The organism is Methanosarcina horonobensis HB-1 = JCM 15518 (assembly GCF_000970285.1).
GTDB lineage: Archaea > Halobacteriota > Methanosarcinia > Methanosarcinales > Methanosarcinaceae > Methanosarcina > Methanosarcina horonobensis.
This window is the reverse complement of sequence record NZ_CP009516.1, coordinates 3,591,268-3,610,296: the sequence shown is the minus strand read 5'-3', so window position 1 is coordinate 3,610,296 and position 19,029 is coordinate 3,591,268. Positions and strand designations below refer to the sequence as shown.

8 protein-coding genes and 3 pseudogenes are annotated in these 19,029 nt (G+C 38.3%); 10 read left to right on the top strand and 1 reads right to left on the bottom strand.

The genetic code is table 11. The annotated features are described in order from the left end of the window. Positions 1 to 6: 6 nt before the first annotated feature. A complete protein-coding gene (locus tag MSHOH_RS15790) occupies positions 7 to 2,463 on the top strand; it encodes a PKD domain-containing protein (RefSeq protein ID WP_239451014.1) in 2,457 nt (818 codons plus the stop codon). A gap of 119 nt (positions 2,464 to 2,582) precedes the next feature. Here MSHOH_RS15790 and MSHOH_RS24395 read toward each other — a convergent pair whose 3' ends face one another. Next, positions 2,583 to 2,819 carry a hypothetical protein gene (locus MSHOH_RS24395; protein WP_162197649.1) on the bottom strand — a complete coding sequence of 79 codons (237 nt, stop codon included), beginning with the start codon at positions 2,817 to 2,819 and terminating at the stop codon, positions 2,583 to 2,585. A 1,124-nt stretch (positions 2,820 to 3,943) separates the two neighbouring features. Here MSHOH_RS24395 and nikR (MSHOH_RS15785) point away from each other — a divergent pair. The 9 genes and pseudogenes from nikR (MSHOH_RS15785) to MSHOH_RS15755 form a co-directional block, all read left to right on the top strand. Beyond that, a pseudogene (nikR, locus tag MSHOH_RS15785) lies at positions 3,944 to 4,357 on the top strand (nickel-responsive transcriptional regulator NikR); the annotation flags it as partial. 952 nt (positions 4,358 to 5,309) lie between these two features. Then, positions 5,310 to 5,732 (top strand): nickel-responsive transcriptional regulator NikR, encoded by a 423-nt coding sequence (gene nikR, locus MSHOH_RS15780; RefSeq protein ID WP_048141057.1) that lies wholly within the window; start codon positions 5,310 to 5,312, stop codon positions 5,730 to 5,732. 698 nt (positions 5,733 to 6,430) lie between these two features. Further along, positions 6,431 to 6,583, top strand: a pseudogene (locus tag MSHOH_RS22985) (nickel-responsive transcriptional regulator NikR); the annotation flags it as partial. Positions 6,584 to 7,147: 564 nt separating this feature from the next. Further along, on the top strand, positions 7,148 to 7,294 hold the full coding sequence (locus tag MSHOH_RS23995) for a hypothetical protein (protein ID WP_158024208.1): 147 nt from the start codon (positions 7,148 to 7,150) through the stop codon (positions 7,292 to 7,294). Between the two features lie 574 nt (positions 7,295 to 7,868). Next, on the top strand, positions 7,869 to 9,434 hold the full coding sequence (locus tag MSHOH_RS15775; RefSeq protein WP_048141054.1) for a DUF3344 domain-containing protein: 1,566 nt from the start codon (positions 7,869 to 7,871) through the stop codon (positions 9,432 to 9,434). Between the two features lie 1,123 nt (positions 9,435 to 10,557). Beyond that, positions 10,558 to 12,381: a NosD domain-containing protein gene (locus MSHOH_RS15770; protein WP_048141052.1), complete on the top strand. Its 1,824-nt coding sequence runs from the start codon at positions 10,558 to 10,560 to the stop codon at positions 12,379 to 12,381. Positions 12,382 to 14,141: 1,760 nt separating this feature from the next. Beyond that, complete coding sequence (locus tag MSHOH_RS15765; RefSeq protein ID WP_052730891.1) at positions 14,142 to 16,400, top strand: PKD domain-containing protein; 2,259 nt, start codon at positions 14,142 to 14,144, stop codon at positions 16,398 to 16,400. Positions 16,401 to 16,687: 287 nt separating this feature from the next. Further along, positions 16,688 to 17,054: pseudogene (locus MSHOH_RS22980) on the top strand (ribbon-helix-helix protein, CopG family). 787 nt (positions 17,055 to 17,841) lie between these two features. Then, entirely contained in the window at positions 17,842 to 18,207 is a 366-nt protein-coding gene (locus tag MSHOH_RS15755) for a helix-turn-helix domain-containing protein (RefSeq protein WP_048141049.1), read from the top strand. Positions 18,208 to 19,029 lie beyond the last annotated feature (822 nt).

Sequence of the window (19,029 nt, the reverse complement as noted above, 5' to 3'; positions counted from 1 at the left end):
TTTACCATGAAACTAACAAGAAAAAAGTTTACAGTAACAGGGAAAAAGTTTACAGGACACTTACTGGGAAGCTTTGCAGTTCTTCTGCTCCTGTTCAGCCTTGGAGTGAGTGTGGCTGCCTGTGAAGAACTCTATTTTGTGCCCCAGGAATCTGTCTTTTCAGATATTGGCTCCGTAGAAAGTCTGAACCTTTATCTTGACCAGGCACCTTCCGGGCTTTCGGGATACAACCTGACTCTCAGCATAAGCGACCCTTCGGTTGCCCGGATAACGGGAGTGGAGTTCCCTTCCTGGTCAAGTTTGAATAATAGTTCAAGTCTTCCGGCGGGTTCTGTCCAGATCAAAGCCGTTGATCTGACAGAAAAGGTAAATGCAGGAGCTTCAGATGTCTTTTTAGGCAAGGTGACTGTAGAATCCCTTGCTTCTGGGAAAGCAAATCTCACTGTATTCGTTAACCGGTTTGATGATGATTCCGAAAATACGATTTCTGTCACTATCCTGGAAGCAAAACTAACTGTAGGGAAGACCGCAGGGAACTCGGACAATCCGATTGTTTCGATTCTCCCCGCAGAATCTACTCTTTCTTTGGGCGCATCTCAAATCTTTGAGATCAGGGCGGATAAATTCCCAGGAGGTCTTTCAGGCTATGACCTTAACCTCACCCTCGATAACCCGGCTGTTGGAAAGTTCACGAATGTGGAATTTCCTTCCTGGGCTGCCATTTCCGAAAACTCCAGTATGCCTGCCTCTTATGTTAATCTGAGGGCAGTAGATAACTCCAACATCCAGCCGGGCGATGAAGATGTCCTTCTGGCAAATGTCACTTTTGTGGCTGAAGCCCCGGGAGAAAGTGACATTTCCCTCACTTTCAAACGCCTGGATGATGACTCAGGCAGTCATATAGATGCCATTTCCGAAGCGTCAAGTGTTAAGGTCCAGAGTTCTTCAATTCTGCCTGTTGCCGACTTCACTGCAACTCCTACTTCCGGTGATGCTCCTCTGACTGTCCAGTTTACTGATGAGTCAAGTGGAGAAGGCATAACTGCCTGGGCCTGGGACTTTGATAACGATGATTCTATCGACAGTACAGAGCAGAACCCTTCACACACATATGCCTCACCTGGAACATACACTGTAAATCTCACGGTTACTACAAGTGCAGGTGGGAGCAATACTGAGGTAAAGACTGATTATATCACTGTATCGGAATCATCTACGCCTACAGAATCTGAACCAGTTGCTGCTTTCACTGCAGATGTAACGAGTGGTACTGTCCCTCTTACTGTTAATTTCACGGATCAATCCACAGGTTCTCCAATATCCTGGCTCTGGGACTTTGGTGACGGTACCAACGCCACTGATCAGAACCCCTTGCACACATATACTTCAGCCGGTAACTACACCGTCAGCCTTACTGTTACAAATGCATCAGGAAGTGATTCCGAGGTAAAGGTCGGGTATATTGTTGTAAGCGAATTAGTTCCTGAAGCTCCGGTTGCTGCGTTCACAGCAATACCGACTTCTGGCACTGCTCCTCTCACTGTCAATTTCACGGATGAGTCTACAGGTTCTGTTTCTTCCTATGCCTGGGACTTTAACAATGACGGCATTGTGGATTCAACTGAGCAGAATCCCTCACATACGTATGCAACAGTTGGAAACTATACGGTTAACCTCACGGTTACCGGTGCAAATGGAAGCGATTCCGAGGTGAAGACCGATTATATTACGGTAACCGGATCGTCTACTCAGGAGGAATATCCAGATCTTGTCGTTTCTGCCCTCACTCCTCCGTCCAAAATTACTGCAAATACCTCATGCAACATCGGCGCCACTATTAATAACACCGGTGTGGGCTACGCGGGAGCCTTTAATATGACTCTTTCAGTAAACGGCACGGTTGTGGATACTCAGACCGTATCAGGTCTTGCATCAGGTAGCAGTGAAAAGGTCAGTTTTTGGTGGACACCAGTTGAGTCTGGAGATTACAGTATTGCGGTATATGTGGATTCCGAAGATGCAATAACCGAATCGGACGAGACAAATAACGCTCTTGAGGATTATGTTACGGTCACGGAGTCCTCAGGGAACCAGGGCAACGGCTCTTCTGCTACGGTTTCCCTCACTGTCAAGATTGTTCCGGTAGTTTCCATTGAGGTCTGCCCTTCAGCCCTCGATTTCGGGGAACTGTCACCTGGAAAAACCAGCGAGCCTCAGAATCTCAGTATCAAAAACAAAGGAACCTGCGACGTAAATGTTACAGCTAAAGTAGACGATTCTTCTACTGAAGAGACGATCTTCAGCCATGGACTGTTACTGGACTCCCAGATTTGGGATAAATATTTGAAAGTGATAGGAAAGAACAGCCAGGAAAATGCGGCTGTGTCTCTACAGGTTCCGTCTGACTATGCAGAGACTGGGACTAAAACAGGAAAGATAATCTTCTGGGCGGAAGCAGCCTAATAAGGCTGTTTTCCTCCTTTCTTTTTTTGAAAATTAATCTTTTTATTTATTCGACTTATTTATTTTTATCTAACACATATTCGTCTAATTTTCATCCCCTTCGTCTAATTTTCATCTTTTTATTCTTGGAAATATCCTTTACAGTAACTGTTTATTTCTGGGATCTGCCCTTCAATTCTTGAACATAAACTAGTCAGGGTAGCAAGTAACTTGCTCTTATCGTATTTGATAGCGGTCAAAGTTTGCTCCTCAGGATTAATCTCCTTATCAGAGACAGATCCTAAAAATCTTAAAACACTGATAACTTTCCAAATAATCGTTAAAAAATCAAAAAGATTTAATTGAGGTTTTGCCAAAATTGACAATAATGCTTTAAATGCAAAAAAATGGCCTATAATTACTTATTTGGTCAAAAAATTACGTTTAGTGCCTTTAAAATAGCACCGTTAAATGCCGCTGAATATGTAATCCAGTAATGAGAACCTAATTAATGTTATATATGTTTAAAAAATTAACATTTAATATAATCTTTTTCTACAAATCGCATAAAATTATAAATATTAATTATGTGTTTAAAATTCAAATAAGGCTTTTTTCCCTATAGTGTGATTAAAAATCTCTTTAATTAAATTACTGACATAATATTACATTAAATTAATTTTAAACTGTCTTAAGCAATTTTTTTTACGAAATAGATGTTCCTATCAAATATTATTGAAAAATAAGGAATTTTATGGAAAATGGTAAAACTTCAATTGAGAAGAGAACCAACATTTTTATCTTTCCCTTGCACCTGGGATTCCTAACCTGCCTGCACTTGCAGTAAGGAATTCCAGAGTTGCAAGTTCGATTAATAGGTTTGGGAGGTATTTTCTATTTTTATGTCTGTTCGTATAAGCATATGTATGTACAATAAACTTTTATTAATACTTTTCTTTAATTTCATATGATCTAATGTTATTAAATTTAAAATTCGTATTATAATCAAGGAATAACCTTCTTCTTTATGAAAAGATTATATACTGTTAATATTAAACATAACAAAAGTGATTCCCTTAATTGACTCCAATTTTCATTTAACTTTCAATCAAGGCTCTGATCATATCCATATCGGTTATTATACTAAGTTTTTACGCGGATTCGAAATCACCAAGGTGACTTTTAGTAAAGTTTCGTATCTTCTTTCTATAAATTTTCAGGATATGTTGTATTGGGGGACGGAATGGCAGTGACGGAACTCTCGATATTCCTTGTCACTACATGAGAAAATTAAATCTTATACTGAAGATCTTTTCAAAAATACATATTTGAGAAATTATTCTGACATTACTTTAATCGTTAATCAGTTATAACTGGTTATTTTTCCTGCACCAGACTTTTCTATCATTAGGTACTACGTAAAAAAATGTATATAGTATTACATACAATAACTAAAGTAATATCCTCAACCTGTATTTGAGAACACCTGGTGGATAATATAATGGAAACAGAACTTATGAGAATAGGAATTTCCCTTCCGGATACACTTCTTGGTAAATTTGATGAGGCTATCGAAAAAAGAGGATATTCTTCCCGCTCAGAAGGTATAAGAGATGCTATCCGGAGTTATATTTCCAGTTACGAATTGATGAATGATATTCAAGGCCATTGTGTAGGAACAATTGCATTTACTTATGACCACACAAAGCGTGGGCTTTCAAATACCCTGGCAGATATCCAGCATCACTATTCTTACCTGATAAGATCTTCTGTGCATGTTCACCTCGGTCATGAAGATTGTTTTGAAGTAGTTGTTCTGGAGGGGGACGGCAAAGAAATGGTAGAGCTTGCTAAATCTATGACGGCTCTCAAAGGGGTAAAATTCTCGAAGATCATAATTGTGAATTCAAATGAAATATCTGACTTGAATAGGATATCTGACTTGAATGGAATATCTGATTTTTCCATCGGAGATATGAATCAATGTTTTGGAGCCTTAATAAAATCAAATTTGAAAAATGGGTGAAGTTAGTCTTGATTATTCAGATTTAATTTTGATCATTCTCTGCATTTGGCAGATATCATTTTCTAGAATATCACGACAGACTTTCCTTATCGTCTTGTTGCATATATGAAGAAAAGATTTATGAGAAATATTTGTTGAAAAGAGGATCAGACTTTTTCTTGATCTGTGCCTGCACTCCAAACTCCTCACCTGCCTGCCTTACAGGTGAGGAATTCCCGGAGTTGTATGCCGTACACGATTTAGGAGGCGCGTCGGTTTTGATGTCTTTCGGTAGACATAAGTATGTTGAACAAGTATTTAATATTTTTGTTAATTTATCTGATATTTAATGTTATTATATTTAAAATTTGTATTACTGCCCAGAAGGAAAATACACTCTCTAAGGAAATATGTTATAAATGCTCATGTTAGGCTTAATCCATCAATAATCTTGATCGATTTCAATTTTTTGTGACTCTAAAAACCAGAAACTGACGCATCTGTATCAATTCGTTGTGATTAAAGAGCATTTTGCAGATTTGAATTGCCAATATGACCTTTGATTAGATGCTATTCCATTTTTCAGGTTCCAGAATATTGTGCTTGAATTGAAGTGTAAATTGTAATGATAATTGCGTATCTAATGATGAATAGAAGATCTTTTCAGATCCGAGAGAACTAATCTTCATAAAGATCGATCAGCAATGTTTTTTATAATCTCTAACTCTTGCATATTTGCTATTAAGTGCTAAGCATATATAGTACTACTAATAATTACTAATGTATTATAATGCAAATAAATTTTACTAATTTTTAGTAAACTATTATATTATATATGAATTTACTATTACTACGTGATACAATGGAAGCAGAATTGATGAGGATAGGTGTTTCCCTTCCTGATGCCCTCCTGGATGAATTTGATGAAATTATCAAAAAGAGAGGTTATCCTTCACGTTCGGAAGCCATAAGAGATGCCATCACGAGTTATATTACCTATTATGAATGGATGGGTGATATTAAAGGTCATCGTGTAGGGACGATTGCAATTATTTACGATCGCACAAAACGCGGGCTTTCAAATTCCCTGACAGATATCCAGCACCATTATTCTCACCTGATAAGGTATTCCGTACACCTTTACCTTGGTCATGAAGAGGGTTTTGAACTGATAGTTCTGGATGGTAATGGTCAGGAAATTACGGAGCTTGCCGGGGCTATAATAGCCCTTAAAGGAGTGAAATTCTCAAAACTCACTACAGTAGACCCAAACAAAAAGGTCTGACTTTTTCATGAACTCAAAAATATAAACTGATTCCAAAAAAACTAACGTTTTTTACCAGACGTACAAGAAAAGATTGCACCAGAAAAAAATTAATCAGGCAGAGGCTCAGAGTTTTTATTATTTCTTCTCCTCTTTTTTGGACACCTATCGGAAACGAGTTACATCTGAAACTCCCCACCTGCCCGCATTTACAGGTGAGGAGTTCTCAGAGTTCAATGGGTCGTACACAAATTTAGGAGGCGTGTCTGTTTCTGGGGTTGTGTCTGTTTTTTGGTCTTTTGGACATAACTATGTATGTCGAACATGTATTTAATACTTTTCATAATTTTAATAATATTTAGTGTTATTGTATTTAAAATTTGTATTACTTACTGGAAGAAATAAATTCTCTACGAGATTGTCTTAAAGCTCAAACCATTTTTCTATATTTGGATAGCGGACACTGCTAATTTCAAATTAAACCGTAAATCTGTTACATCAGACTTACTTGCCCGATGTATAAAATCAAAAACATTAGACATCAGGCTTCAAATCACATTTTAGGCATTTAACGGTTTAATACTACTGTTTTTCAATTCAAATGCTTAAGTCTTATCCTGATCATAGACTAAAATTTAATTTTAAGACACCCTCTAAGAGAAGGCAGTATAAACCTTCGTATCAGGATAATCAGTATTAATAGCCCCTGATTTACCTTTATTTTTGTAATCCTTGGCCATAAAAAGGGTTTTGAACTGATAGTCCTGGATGGTAACGGTCAGGAAATTACAGAGCTTGCAGAGGCTATAAAAGCCCTCAAAGGAGTAAAATTCTCAAAGCCTATAACAATAGGCCCAAACAAAAAGGTCTAATTATTTTTTATATTTTAGTGCCTTCATTTGAGAATTCTCATAATATCTATAAAGGTGAGAATCCTCAAGATTTTTTGAAGTGCAAATAACACTTTCTTGCCTGATGCCATGTAAAAGGCCAGCCAAATGTTGAAAAACTGTTACTCTAGCTCGTTAGAAAAGAATGGCTGGTGTGGTATACAGATGATATGTCTCAACTGGAGCAGGTTGATTTATCCCGAGTTCCAGACTCAAACGCATAAATCTAAATTTATGGCTTTGTCACGTGAGATGTTGTTTTAAAAGTAAGGACCTTTAGCTTATGCATTTGTAACTGGTTGTCTATATGTTTATACCAGCCATGCAGCACGCATATACAACTACATATTATTTAATACTTTCTATCTTTTTTATAAAATCTAGTGTTATGTTTGATTATTTTTATGTTACTAAATCATCTGTTAATATCAATCTTTTTAATTTTCTGTTGATTTTCTGAATAACTTAAATGAACCTATTCAGAACAGTCTCAATTATCTAAAATCACACAAAGCACGGTCTTCGGGATCCCTGTAGATATCCAGCATGAATACTCGAATCTCTAAGGTCTTCAGTGCTATCTATTTTGATCATGAAACCTGCCTTAAAGTGACGTTCTGGACGAATGGCGGAGAAGTCACAGAGCTTACCGGGGTTATAATGGCCCTTGAAGGAGTAAAATTCTCAAAATGAAGATTTAAGAAAATTATATTTTTCAAATTTGACTTCTAAACATCATCCCAGAATTGAATTATTTATGTGGTAGATAAATCGATGTTTAGTATTTGGTATTAATTTTAGTTATATAATTAACAATAAATATGTAATTTGTAACTATAACTCTTATTTCATAACAAAATTTATATGCAATACTGGAGGATTATTCTTTAACCGGGGAAAAATGGTGAGTACGTGAAAATGTTATGATGTTGACCTGTCGTAAAAAGACCAGCGACCTAATCTTGGAAAATACGCTATGTAATTCCTTATTAGAAAAGCAGGGCCGGTGACGGATTAACCGGTTATCGATCAGCTGAGAAGGCTAATCGGGCCTGAGTTCCTGAAATTAAACGCGTAAGCTTAATTCCGTAAATCTGCCAGCTAAGATGCTTGTGATCTTAAAATTAAAACCTGTAGCTTATGCGCTTTAATTTCAACGCATAATCCAATCTCAGGAGAAGGTTATGTGATTTAAAAAGCAGAGCTTGGGTTAAGTCATATTAAAAAAATCAAAAATTCTGGGTTTAGTACCCAGGAGGAGTAAAATATGTTTCAGAATATAAATTCGATCAGTAAAGGCGGCACTACGCCGATCGTCCCCCTTCTCCCCTTAGGTGCACTTGTGCTTTTATTTGCAATCGCCTCTCCTGCCGCAGCAGACCCGTACCTAGGAGGAATTAACCTAACAACTGCGAACGGGACATACGGGACAGTAACCGGAGACCTGTGGTTTGATGCTTATCCCGGGTTTGATTCTGCGTATGATCCATCGATTACATGGGGCTCCACCTTACCGTGTGACCCAGATGATATCGCATGGGCAAGGCTCTATGTAGACGCCTATATTGGACATATGGAAAACAATTACCCCCTGAAAGTCACTACAAAGTTTGACGGGGACGGGGATGGCGTAAACTATGTGACCCTTGGCTCCGAAATTATGAACACGAACTACGTATTCCCCTATAACAATGGAGTATGGGATGGTCAGGGTCCGATCTGGATAAATGACCACTGTAACCGCGTGACGAGTGATTTCCTGATCTGGTATGACGTGAGTGATTATATCACCTCATCAGATGTCTTAACTCTAGTGAACGTGAGTAAGCCGGACGACACTCAGCCACTCGATGGCCGTGTAAAGGCGATCATTCTGGTGGTGGCATACAATAACCAGGCCTGTGAATCCTGTAACGTAACTCATTACTGGGTGAACCAGGGCCATGACACGGACTCGTATAAGACAGATGATGAAGGGTATCCTTATACTGGGAACACCACCTTCGATACGTCTGCCGTTTATACTCCTGGAGAAGCAAACCTTACTGTTCTTCCCCTTTCGAGTTTTAACGGGAACTATACTTTCAACAGTGATGATCAGCTGACCTGGGCCAATCCTCACCAGGGTTCATACTTCCAGTGGCAGAACTGGGACGTCACAAGCTTAATTTCCGGTGGAAGCAACAGTTACATGACGTACGGGCGGAACGAAGAAGATGACAGACCACTATACAGTGGCTACTTCAAGATCCCGCTTGCTCTGCTGACCGTAGAGGATGAATCCTATATCTACGACTTCAGCAACAACACGCTGGGGAGAGCAGGGATATGTATGTTTGCGTACAAGTACCAGACCGATTCAAACCCGCCGAGCACCAGCGATGATCCAAACGTTCCATTTAACACCGCTGATTATAACCTGATTAAATATGACGACGGTCAGTTCAGAGATAATTCGGCTGATATTGATTACTATGCAGCACACCGGTTTGAGTTCAATGTTAGTTGCTGTTCCAATGCATCTGCTTTCGATGCGATCAACGTAACATGGAACGGCAAAGGTTTGAATAATGCAGGAAATGGTGTCACTCTCTACATTTGGAACTACTCTGCAAATGATGGGGCTGGCGCCTATGAAGAATTAGACAGCTGTAACGATGCAACCGAGCAGACTCTGACCGGAGAAAAAACATCTAGTCTTGATGATTACATCAGTGACGACACAAAATTAATAACTATCTTGGCGAAACAGAACAGTAAAACTGATTTTGAAAGCACCAGTGAAATATATACAGATTATGTAAAATTGGTGTTACGCCCAGTAAACATATAAAATGAGGCTCTAATTTCAAGAATACGCCTTGATATATTAGTGGAACTAGAAATCTGCGTTTAAAATGTGGAAACCCAGGTATATAATATTATTTGAAAAATATAAACAGATACACAAAAAAGAGAGGTTTAATAAAATTTAATAAAACCTCTCTTTTTTGTGTTAGGACTTATGCTTTGATGTGCAAAATCAAGTGCAAGTCTTAATTTTTTCGAAGGTTGTGATTTTACCTAACATTCTGTAATAATGATGTGAATTTCATTTGGATTCGGTTAAGGAACAAAACGTCAAAAAATGTTATTTTTTATGCAACATCTAAGAGAATTCTGTTGGAAAATCGCTATATGTGGTATTCGAAGTTGTGCATAAAATTCGTTAACCGATGACAAAAGATGTGAATTTTAGACTTTTGTCTATTTTGATATTTATTCTAGAGCTGAACATTTGCAAGCTTCTTATATTGAGTGAGCTAACAGCTTTATTCTGTATCTTTTGGTTAAGCGTATCAACTTACTTTCGCTTATCCTGACTCATAATTTTTAGTATTAAATGGCAAAGAAATTTATTATATAATACAAAATGATAATTTTTTGCTATTTTTTAATATTTAATTAAACATTAATTGTAATATTTAATAAAATTTAAATAGCTGTTCCGATAAATCATGTTTTAAAAATATTGATTTTGTGACATTCTTTCTAGTGAAGTTATAGAAAATTTTAGACTAAATTAATTATTTTAAAGAGGTGATATAAAAAGCAAAATGACTGCTGCTTGAAAAAAAATATTAACTTTGCCCATTGCTCAAGCAGCCAAATATCCCTTATTTGTGATTTCAATAACAGTATGAAGGATTGAAAACTAACAGATATGTAAACATACTGTGGACTAGAACAAGGTATCGATTTCCTGTAAAAAGTCCAACATTTGATGCATACTTGAAATGCAAAATCGATAGCTTTCAGGAAATAAAACTCTTTAACCGATGACTAATGAATTATTTCCAAACTTCGGGAATATTCCCGGCTTTTCAGATTATAATAACTCACGGACAAGGCCAAAGTTAGTGTTAAATCAAAAATATGATTTTGAATGTGACAATTTGACTTATGGGATGATATCGATGAATAGAAATATCTTTCTACTTTTATTTCTACTTCTTTGCACAATAGTAATAATACCTGCAGAAGCAAAGGTCTGGTACGTCGACGACAGTGGTGGAGCAGATTTCGCGGACATACAAACTGCTGTTAACAGCGTTTCTTCTGGAGATACAATTTTTGTTTATTCAGGGACATACCTCGGTTTCACTGTTAATAAGCCAAATATAAATATAATAGGAGAAAGCGCTGATGTCGTAACAGTCGCCCCCAATACCCCAGGTAATGAAATAAGGTTTTCAGATAGTTCTGGAGTTGCAACTGGAATTGTTCTTGAAGGAATAAACATAAAAGTAAATAGAGTACTCCCTGGTACTGCTTCTATAATTTGTTCGGACATAACTATTAGAGATTGTATAATTAATGGACAAACTCAGGCAAAAGGCATAGATGCATATTGTGATAACCTAACATTCGAAAACAATATCGTTTCGAATAGTGCCGGTACATATTCCCCCCTTACAATAGAAAAGAGAAATTGTATGATATCAAATAATACATTCAGTAACAATAAAGGAGCGGGAATTTTTCTATTTTCTGGAGCTGCAAACACTACAATAACCAGAAATACCATTAGTTCCAACAACTATTCTATCGAATTTTATAAAACAGTTGAAGTAAATACAATATATCTTAATAATTTTATAAACAACATCCCAACAATATACAGTGGAACCACAGCACCTGCGTTAACATACTGGAATTCCACTACCCCCATCAAATACACCTACTCCAGCAAGACATACACTGGTTACATGGGGAATTACTGGTCTGACTACGCAGGCACAGATACCAACGGTGACGGAATTGGCGATACCCCTTATGTCCTCCCTGACAACCTTGGAGCCGATAACTACCCCCTGATGCAGCCCTTTGAAAACTACTTTGGCGGCAGCGGTCCTGTTGCTCCCGTTGCTGCATTCGCAGCATCACCGATATCCGGAGATGTGCCTTTAACAGTCAGCTTCACGGATGAATCTACAGGTTCTCCAACTTCCTGGTTCTGGGACTTCGGGGACGGAGCTAACTCAACTGAGCAGAACCCCTCTCATACATACGCATCAGCCGGTACTTACACGGTAAATCTGACTGTGGAAAACGCCGCTGGCATGGGCTTTGAGTTAAAAACAGATTACATAGAAGTTTCTGAAGATTCCGGGTCAACAGTTACTCTCTATTTCGACCCTTCAAATTCCTCTGTTAACAAAAAAGAATCTACTGAAATAAGTATCGTTGCCAGTAATTTCCCTGCAGGTTTCTCAGGCTACAACCTGACCGTTGCTATCGACGATCCGGCTGTTGCCGAGATAGTTAATATAGAGTATCCTTCCTGGGCTCTAATTACTGAGAATTCTTCCCTGCCCGGGACTTCTATCTACCTGAAGACTGTTGACGGGAATAATACTGTTAAGGCAGATGCAGCGGATGTTGTGCTTGCTACTCTTACAATTTCTGGAAAGGAAAAAGGATCTGCAAACCTCTCTATCGGAGTTTCCCGTCTTGATGATGATTCCGGAGACTCGATAGAGCCAGCTCTTTTGACAGGAAAAATTGAAGTGACTCTTCTGTCTCCTCTGCCGGACCAGGAATATGCCCCTCAGGACCTTGACGGAGATGGGCTTTATGAAGACCTTACAGGAAACGGAGAGTTCAGTTTCGTAGATATAGTGGCTTACTTCCACAACATGGATTGGATAGAAGAAAACATGCCGGTGGAGTACTTCGACTTCAACGGGAACGGGAGGATCGACTTTGATGATGTAGTGTGGATGTTTGGAATGATTTAAGTGAGGAGAAAAAATGATAAAATGAAGGGAATTGAGAAAAATTTCTCAAATTTCCCCTCAATTTTGCAAATTTCCTGCAGTTATTATATTGTGTATCGAACTTTCAAATAGTTTTGAATCTGCGAAATCATTTCAGGACTCAATGAAGTTAAGTCCCTGAATGTGAAAATTCAAACATACCAGTCTTTTGTTAGCATCTGATAAGAAGTTGATAGTAACTGACCCATTCGGTCAAACCAAATAACCTTAAAAACTTAGATCCTCGACAGTTTTCAGGCGAGAGCCAGAAAATACTTCAGAAAAGATTACAGAAAATATTCGATATTGGGCAATGGACAATTTATCTGGCTTCGCCCTACGCCGTTAGCTTCCTACCTGCCTTCAACTTCTTCTGCAGGCAGGAAACCTTCGGTATTAAACTGCTCATAATCTCAGAAGGCATTTCTGGATTTAGAAATGCTTCTGAAAGATATGTATGGATACATTATATTTAATACTTTCCATTATGTCAATCTAATTAAGTGTTATTTTCATTTGTATAATTAATAATAAATAACATCAAATAATTTATATTTTAAGTTCTGTATTGTAATCAACCAACGAAAACGATTGATGGTATTATCCCTTATTTGAGAGTTATTCTTTTTCCTGTATATGAAAATGAACTAATTTATTTGACAACCTTCAATGATGCTTTTTTTCAATGTAAAAAAGGTAGACGGGTAGAAAAAAAGAAGTTTCCAGAACCAAGATCGATCAGTCCCACGTCAGAAAAAATTATCGTTTCCAATTTGAATATCCGAAAGCTAGCCAGAGAATAAGCAAAGAATGTGATTTTTGTTCAAATTAATCATAACTAATATAAGATAAAATAAATTAAAGCATAATTAATTACTATAATATAAAAATAATTGCATATACAATAACAAAATATTAAATATTATTAACACATCCGTACTTTTAGAGTCTATCTGAAAAGTCATATGGTTTGTTGTAACTTTTTCAACAGCTGATGTACAGCCGGAGCGGATATCCGAGTATTATAGATCTGTTGTAACTTTGCAAACGCTACCACTGACTTTGCAGCTAGACTTCTTACAACCGGGGAAAAAAGTTGTGGTAAAATATATTATATATTCATACAGGTTTGGTTTTCAGAATATGGAGTCATTACTTTTCCATTTTAAGTAAGATTCTCGTTTTTGTACTGGATGGGTATAAAAACGATATTGTGCTGATAGGTCGTAAAAAAGCCAGCCGACTAACTGGAAAATACACTATGCAATTCCTGATTAGAAAAGCAAGGCCAGTGGGAGATAACCGGTTATCGATCAGCCAAAAAGGCTAATCGGATAGTATGAAAAACCCAGAATTAAAGATAAAATAAATTAAAAGAAGCCCTGCTTACAGGCTCTCCTTTGTACGATTTTGTACATTTTGTACGCCTTTACTGGACAGTGTCTCTCGGCGATCCCCCTCATAAAATCGTCGAAGATAGAAATTTACAGCTACGAGTACAGAGTAATTTAAATTAAATAATTTGGACTGATCTGAAAAACACCATATAACGCAGATCCAAGTTTTTGGACATATATAGCAAATTTTTTTATTTTTTATTATTGGGAGATTTCCCCCTCAGTTAGAAGAGCTACAAAATAACTGTGATTTAATCCCGAACAACCCCCTTCCGATCCTGCTGAAAAAGGCCACAGTCACAAGATTTATGGGCGAAAATTTCCGAAATGTGGAGTGAATGAAAGATGAAACGAATATTTCTGATTCTCTGTATCGCTGCACTGATGTGCATGACCGAACTGGCGTCAGCAGATGTGACGACAGTTGGACCAGTCGCAAACTTTACTGCTAACACCACCAGTGGCCCTGCACCCCTGACCGTGCAATTCACCGACATATCTACCAATGCAACTGGTTGGGCATGGAACTTTGGGGACGGAACAAACTCAACTGAGCAGAATCCCTCGCATACCTACTCAACTGAAGGAACTTATATAGTTAACTTTACTGTAAGCAATGCAGGTGGAAGCGATTCAGAAGTGAAGACTGGGTACATATCTGTAAGTGAACCACTACTTTCAGCCCCTGTTGCCGGCTTCTCTGCAGACATTACTTCAGGAGTCGGACCTCTGACAGTGCAGTTCACAGACAGCTCGACCGGATCTCTGGATACCTGGAAATGGGACTTTGACAATGACGGTGACGTGGATTCTACGGAGCAGAACCCAAAATTCATCTATACTGATGAAGGTAGACACTCTGTGAAACTTACGGTTACCAACTCAGCAGGAAGCGATTCCGAGCTGAAAATTGACTATATCACTGTAATCTACCCATCTCCGGATTTCACAGCAAATGTGACTGAAGGAACCGTCCCTCTCACTGTAGAGTTCACGGGAAACGTTTCTGGTCTGGCTCCTGAGTACTGGAACATGTGGGCCTGGGATGTGGATGGTGATGGGACATACGATTACTCACCTAATTTCAACATCATCCATACCTACACCAAACCCGGCACTTACGATGTGATTGTAAAATATGATGGCTGGACACCGAAAGTGAAAGCCGATTACATAACAGTGCTTCCATCAATACCTGTTGCCAACTTCTCCGCAGACGTGACATCAGGCAATGCACCGTTGACAGTCAACTTCATCGACCACTCCAAAGGCATTGTTTCGTCCTATTCATGGGACTTTGATAACGACGGAACTGTTGATTCAACTGAGCAGAACCCCTCGCATACCTATAATGCGGCCGGTAACTACACTGTCAACCTTACGGTTGCAAATGTAGCAGGAAGCGATTCCGAAGTAAAGACCGAGTACATTGTAGTTAGCGAACCAGTACCTGAAGCTCCGATTGCCAACTTCACTGCGGCACCTACTGCTGGAGATGTACCTTTAACAGTTAACTTCACCGACCAGTCAACAGGCATTGTTTCGTCCTATTCTTGGGACTTTAATAATGACGGTACTGTGGATTCAACTGAGCAAAATCCCTCGTATACATATGAATCGGCCGGTAACTACACAGTTAGTCTTATGGTTTCAAATGCTGGAGGAAGCGATTCCGAGGTGAAAACTGATTACATCACTGTATCTTCTGCACCTGTAGAACCTGAACCCGTTGCTGCTTTCATTGCAGATATTACGAATGGTACTGCACCTCTCGCAGTTAATTTTACCGATCAGTCCACAGGTATACCGACCTCGTGGTTCTGGGACTTCGGGGACGGAGCTAACTCAACTGAGCAGAACCCCTCTCATACATACGCATCAGCCGGTACTTACACGGTAAACCTGACTGTGGAAAACGCCGCTGGCATGGGCTTTGAGTTAAAAACAGATTACATAGAAGTTTCTGAAGATTCCGGGTCAACAGTTACTCTCTATTTCGACCCTTCAAATTCCTCTGTTAACAAAAAAGAATCTACTGAAATAAGTATCGTTGCCAGTAATTTCCCTGCAGGTTTCTCAGGCTACAACCTGACCGTTGCTATAGACGATCCGGCTGTTGCTGAGATAGTGGATATCAAGTATCCTTCCTGGGCTCTGATTACTGAGAATTCTTCCCTGCCCGGGACTTCTATCTACCTGAAGACTGTTGACGGGAATAATACTGTTATGGCAGATGCAGCGGATGTTGTGCTTGCTACTCTTACAATTTCTGGAAAGGAAAAAGGATCTGCAAACCTTTCTATCGGAGTTTCCCGTCTTGATGATGATTCCGGAGACCCGATAGAGCCAGCTCTTTTGACAGGAAAAATTGAAGTGACTCTTCTGTCTCCTCTGCCGGACCAGGAATATGCCCCTCAGGACCTTGACGGAGACGGGTTCTATGAAGACCTCACCGGAAACGGGGAATTCAGTTTCGTGGATATAGTGGCTTACTTCCACAACATGGATTGGATAGAGGAAAACATGCCGGTGGAGTACTTAGACTTCAACGGGAACGGGAGGATCGACTTTGATGATGTAGTGCGTATGTTTGCAATGATTTAAAGAAAAAGAAAGAAAAAACGAAGGGAAAATAATGAAAACTTCCTTATATTTTCCTACATTTTTTCCCTTTTCTCTATTTTAAAAAAATTTTTAAGTGAGGTGGTCTGTTGCCTGAAATATCCGGAATTTTTGTATCGATACTTTTAGCTTTTGCGATCCTTTTTTTGGCCTGGGTCTGCATTTGGCTTATAGGGACTTCTCCATCACTTATAATTAGTCCATCAGGGGAAATCTCCCCGGAGGTCGGGAAAGCTGTGAGTTGTTCCTGGATGTTGATAGTCTGTCTGATGGACTTTCAGGTTATACTCCGACCGCAAAATTTCAGAGGAATATTTGATGAAATTATCAAAAGAGAGGCTATCCTTCACGTTCGGAAGCCATAAGAGATGCCATCACGAGTTATACTACCTATTACGAATGGATGGGTGATATTAAAGGTCATCGCATTGGGACGATTGCAGTTATTTACGGTCGCACAAAACGCGAGCTTTCAAATCCCTGACAGATATCCAGCACCATTATTCTCACCTGATAAGGTATTCTGTACACCTTTACCTTGGTCATGAAGAGGGTTTTGAACTGATAGTTCTGGATGGTAATGGTCAGGAAATTACGGAGCTTGCCGGGGCTATAATAGCCCTTAAAGGAGTATAATTTTCAAAACTAACAACTGTAGCACCAAATGAGAATATCTAACCTTTCCACATACCAGAGAAGATTTACAGGGCAGAGAGAATTGGGCAGAGGTCCAGAATTCTTTTCTGGTTAACCCCTGCCTTCAATGATAGAAAACGAGTTGTATCTGAAATTCCCCGCCCGCCGCGTTTACAGGTGAGGAATTCCAGAGGTTGGAAGTCTAGCTAATCGATTTGAGGGGTGTTTCTGTTTTTGAAGCTTTTTTGAGACATTTTTGAGGCTTTTTTGAGGCTTTTGGATGATTTTTTAAATGATATATGTATGACGAGCTTCTATTTAACATTTCCTATTAATTTTGTGATATGTAATATTACATAATTTAAAAATTATATTACTAAACGAGTAAATTAGATATTACATCTGAGCTATTGACAGTAACATAGTAATTTGATTGATCTTAATAATTCAAAAACGCTGGCAGTTCTCAGGCGATAGTCAGAAAAGATTTCAGAAAAGATTCGATATTGAGAATGAGAGAATTACACGGCTTCGCCCATGCCGTTAGTCCCCGCCTGTTTCTCTTTTTCTACAGATGGAGAACTTCAGGCATCAAACTGCTCAAATCTCAGGAGACGTTTCTTTTATTAGAAACGCTTCCGTAAAGATCTGTATGAAGACTTCATATCTACTATTTTCTGTTATGTTAAGATGATTTAGTGTTATTTTATTAAATATTAGTAATATTTAATGTGAATGCTAGTTTTATATATATATGAACAATTGCGGCAATTTTTGGGGACTGTGTATGGGAGCAAAAGTCAATGTTGACCTCGATTCATTCAAGTGGCTCTATACCGAAGGACTGAGTGACAGGAAAATATGCAAAATTCTTGGCTTATCGAGGTATACTTTGTCTAAGATCAGGAGCGAACTAGGCTTAACTCCAAATCAACTTCGTAAAAAAACGGTTTTCGATTTCAAGGAGTTCAAGCGGCTGTATGCTGAAGGAAAGAAAGACAAAGAAATAGCTAAAGCTCTGGGCTTCTCGCTTAAAAAGCCTGGGATTCATAACGAGATAGGTCTGCCTCCACTTCTAGGATCACTATTTTCTCCCAAAGCCGACGAAACAGAATTCTTCAAGCACTATCAACAGGGCAAGAGTACAAAATAAATAGCCAATGAGCTTCATGTCGCTTATAAATTCCTGTATTATTGGATGAGGAAGCATAACCACAAAGTCAACCGCACAAAGCGCACCCAGAAGCCCATAACGCTGCCATCTCAACAGCAACTTGAGCGGATAAAAAAGCAAGAAAAACGGAAAGAAAACATGAAAAAAGACTTGAATTGTATAATAAAGTCCTGTCATCCAGTAACCTGTCAACCAAAAACTTTCGCGGTAAATTAGCAATATACAGGGCAAATTATCGTTTTTGTTTTGTATTCTCAGTCAAACTAAATCGAAAATGAGAACTATAATACGCTTCCATAATATTTAATACTTTTGTTAATTTAAATAACATGAAATGTGATTAATTAGAATATCTATCTTATTTAATACTAATATATAATTACATACTAATATGCACTACGTCTAATTCCTGGGATATAATTGCAAACAGCTGGCATCTCACGGCTTAATCATTATATTTATTCAAAATAATATAGTATAACTTTCGTAATTAACATTATAGTAAACTTTGCAATGAATATCACACAGGTTATTCAAAAATATCAATGCTGGAAACAGGATACTTTTTTATAGACATGAGGCTCAAGTTAACGAAAAACTGCCTACCAATATCAAATAAATATAAAACAAATTTCGAACTTCTGATAAATCTTGATAATAAAAAAAACAAAATAATTAACATTTAATTCGACAAATAACTTAAAAAATAACAAAATATTTGAAATAACTTTAAATAGGTAACAAAAAATTACTATTATGTTGGAGAGAAGTGGAGTCCAAAAGTGGGACAAGTAAAAAAAT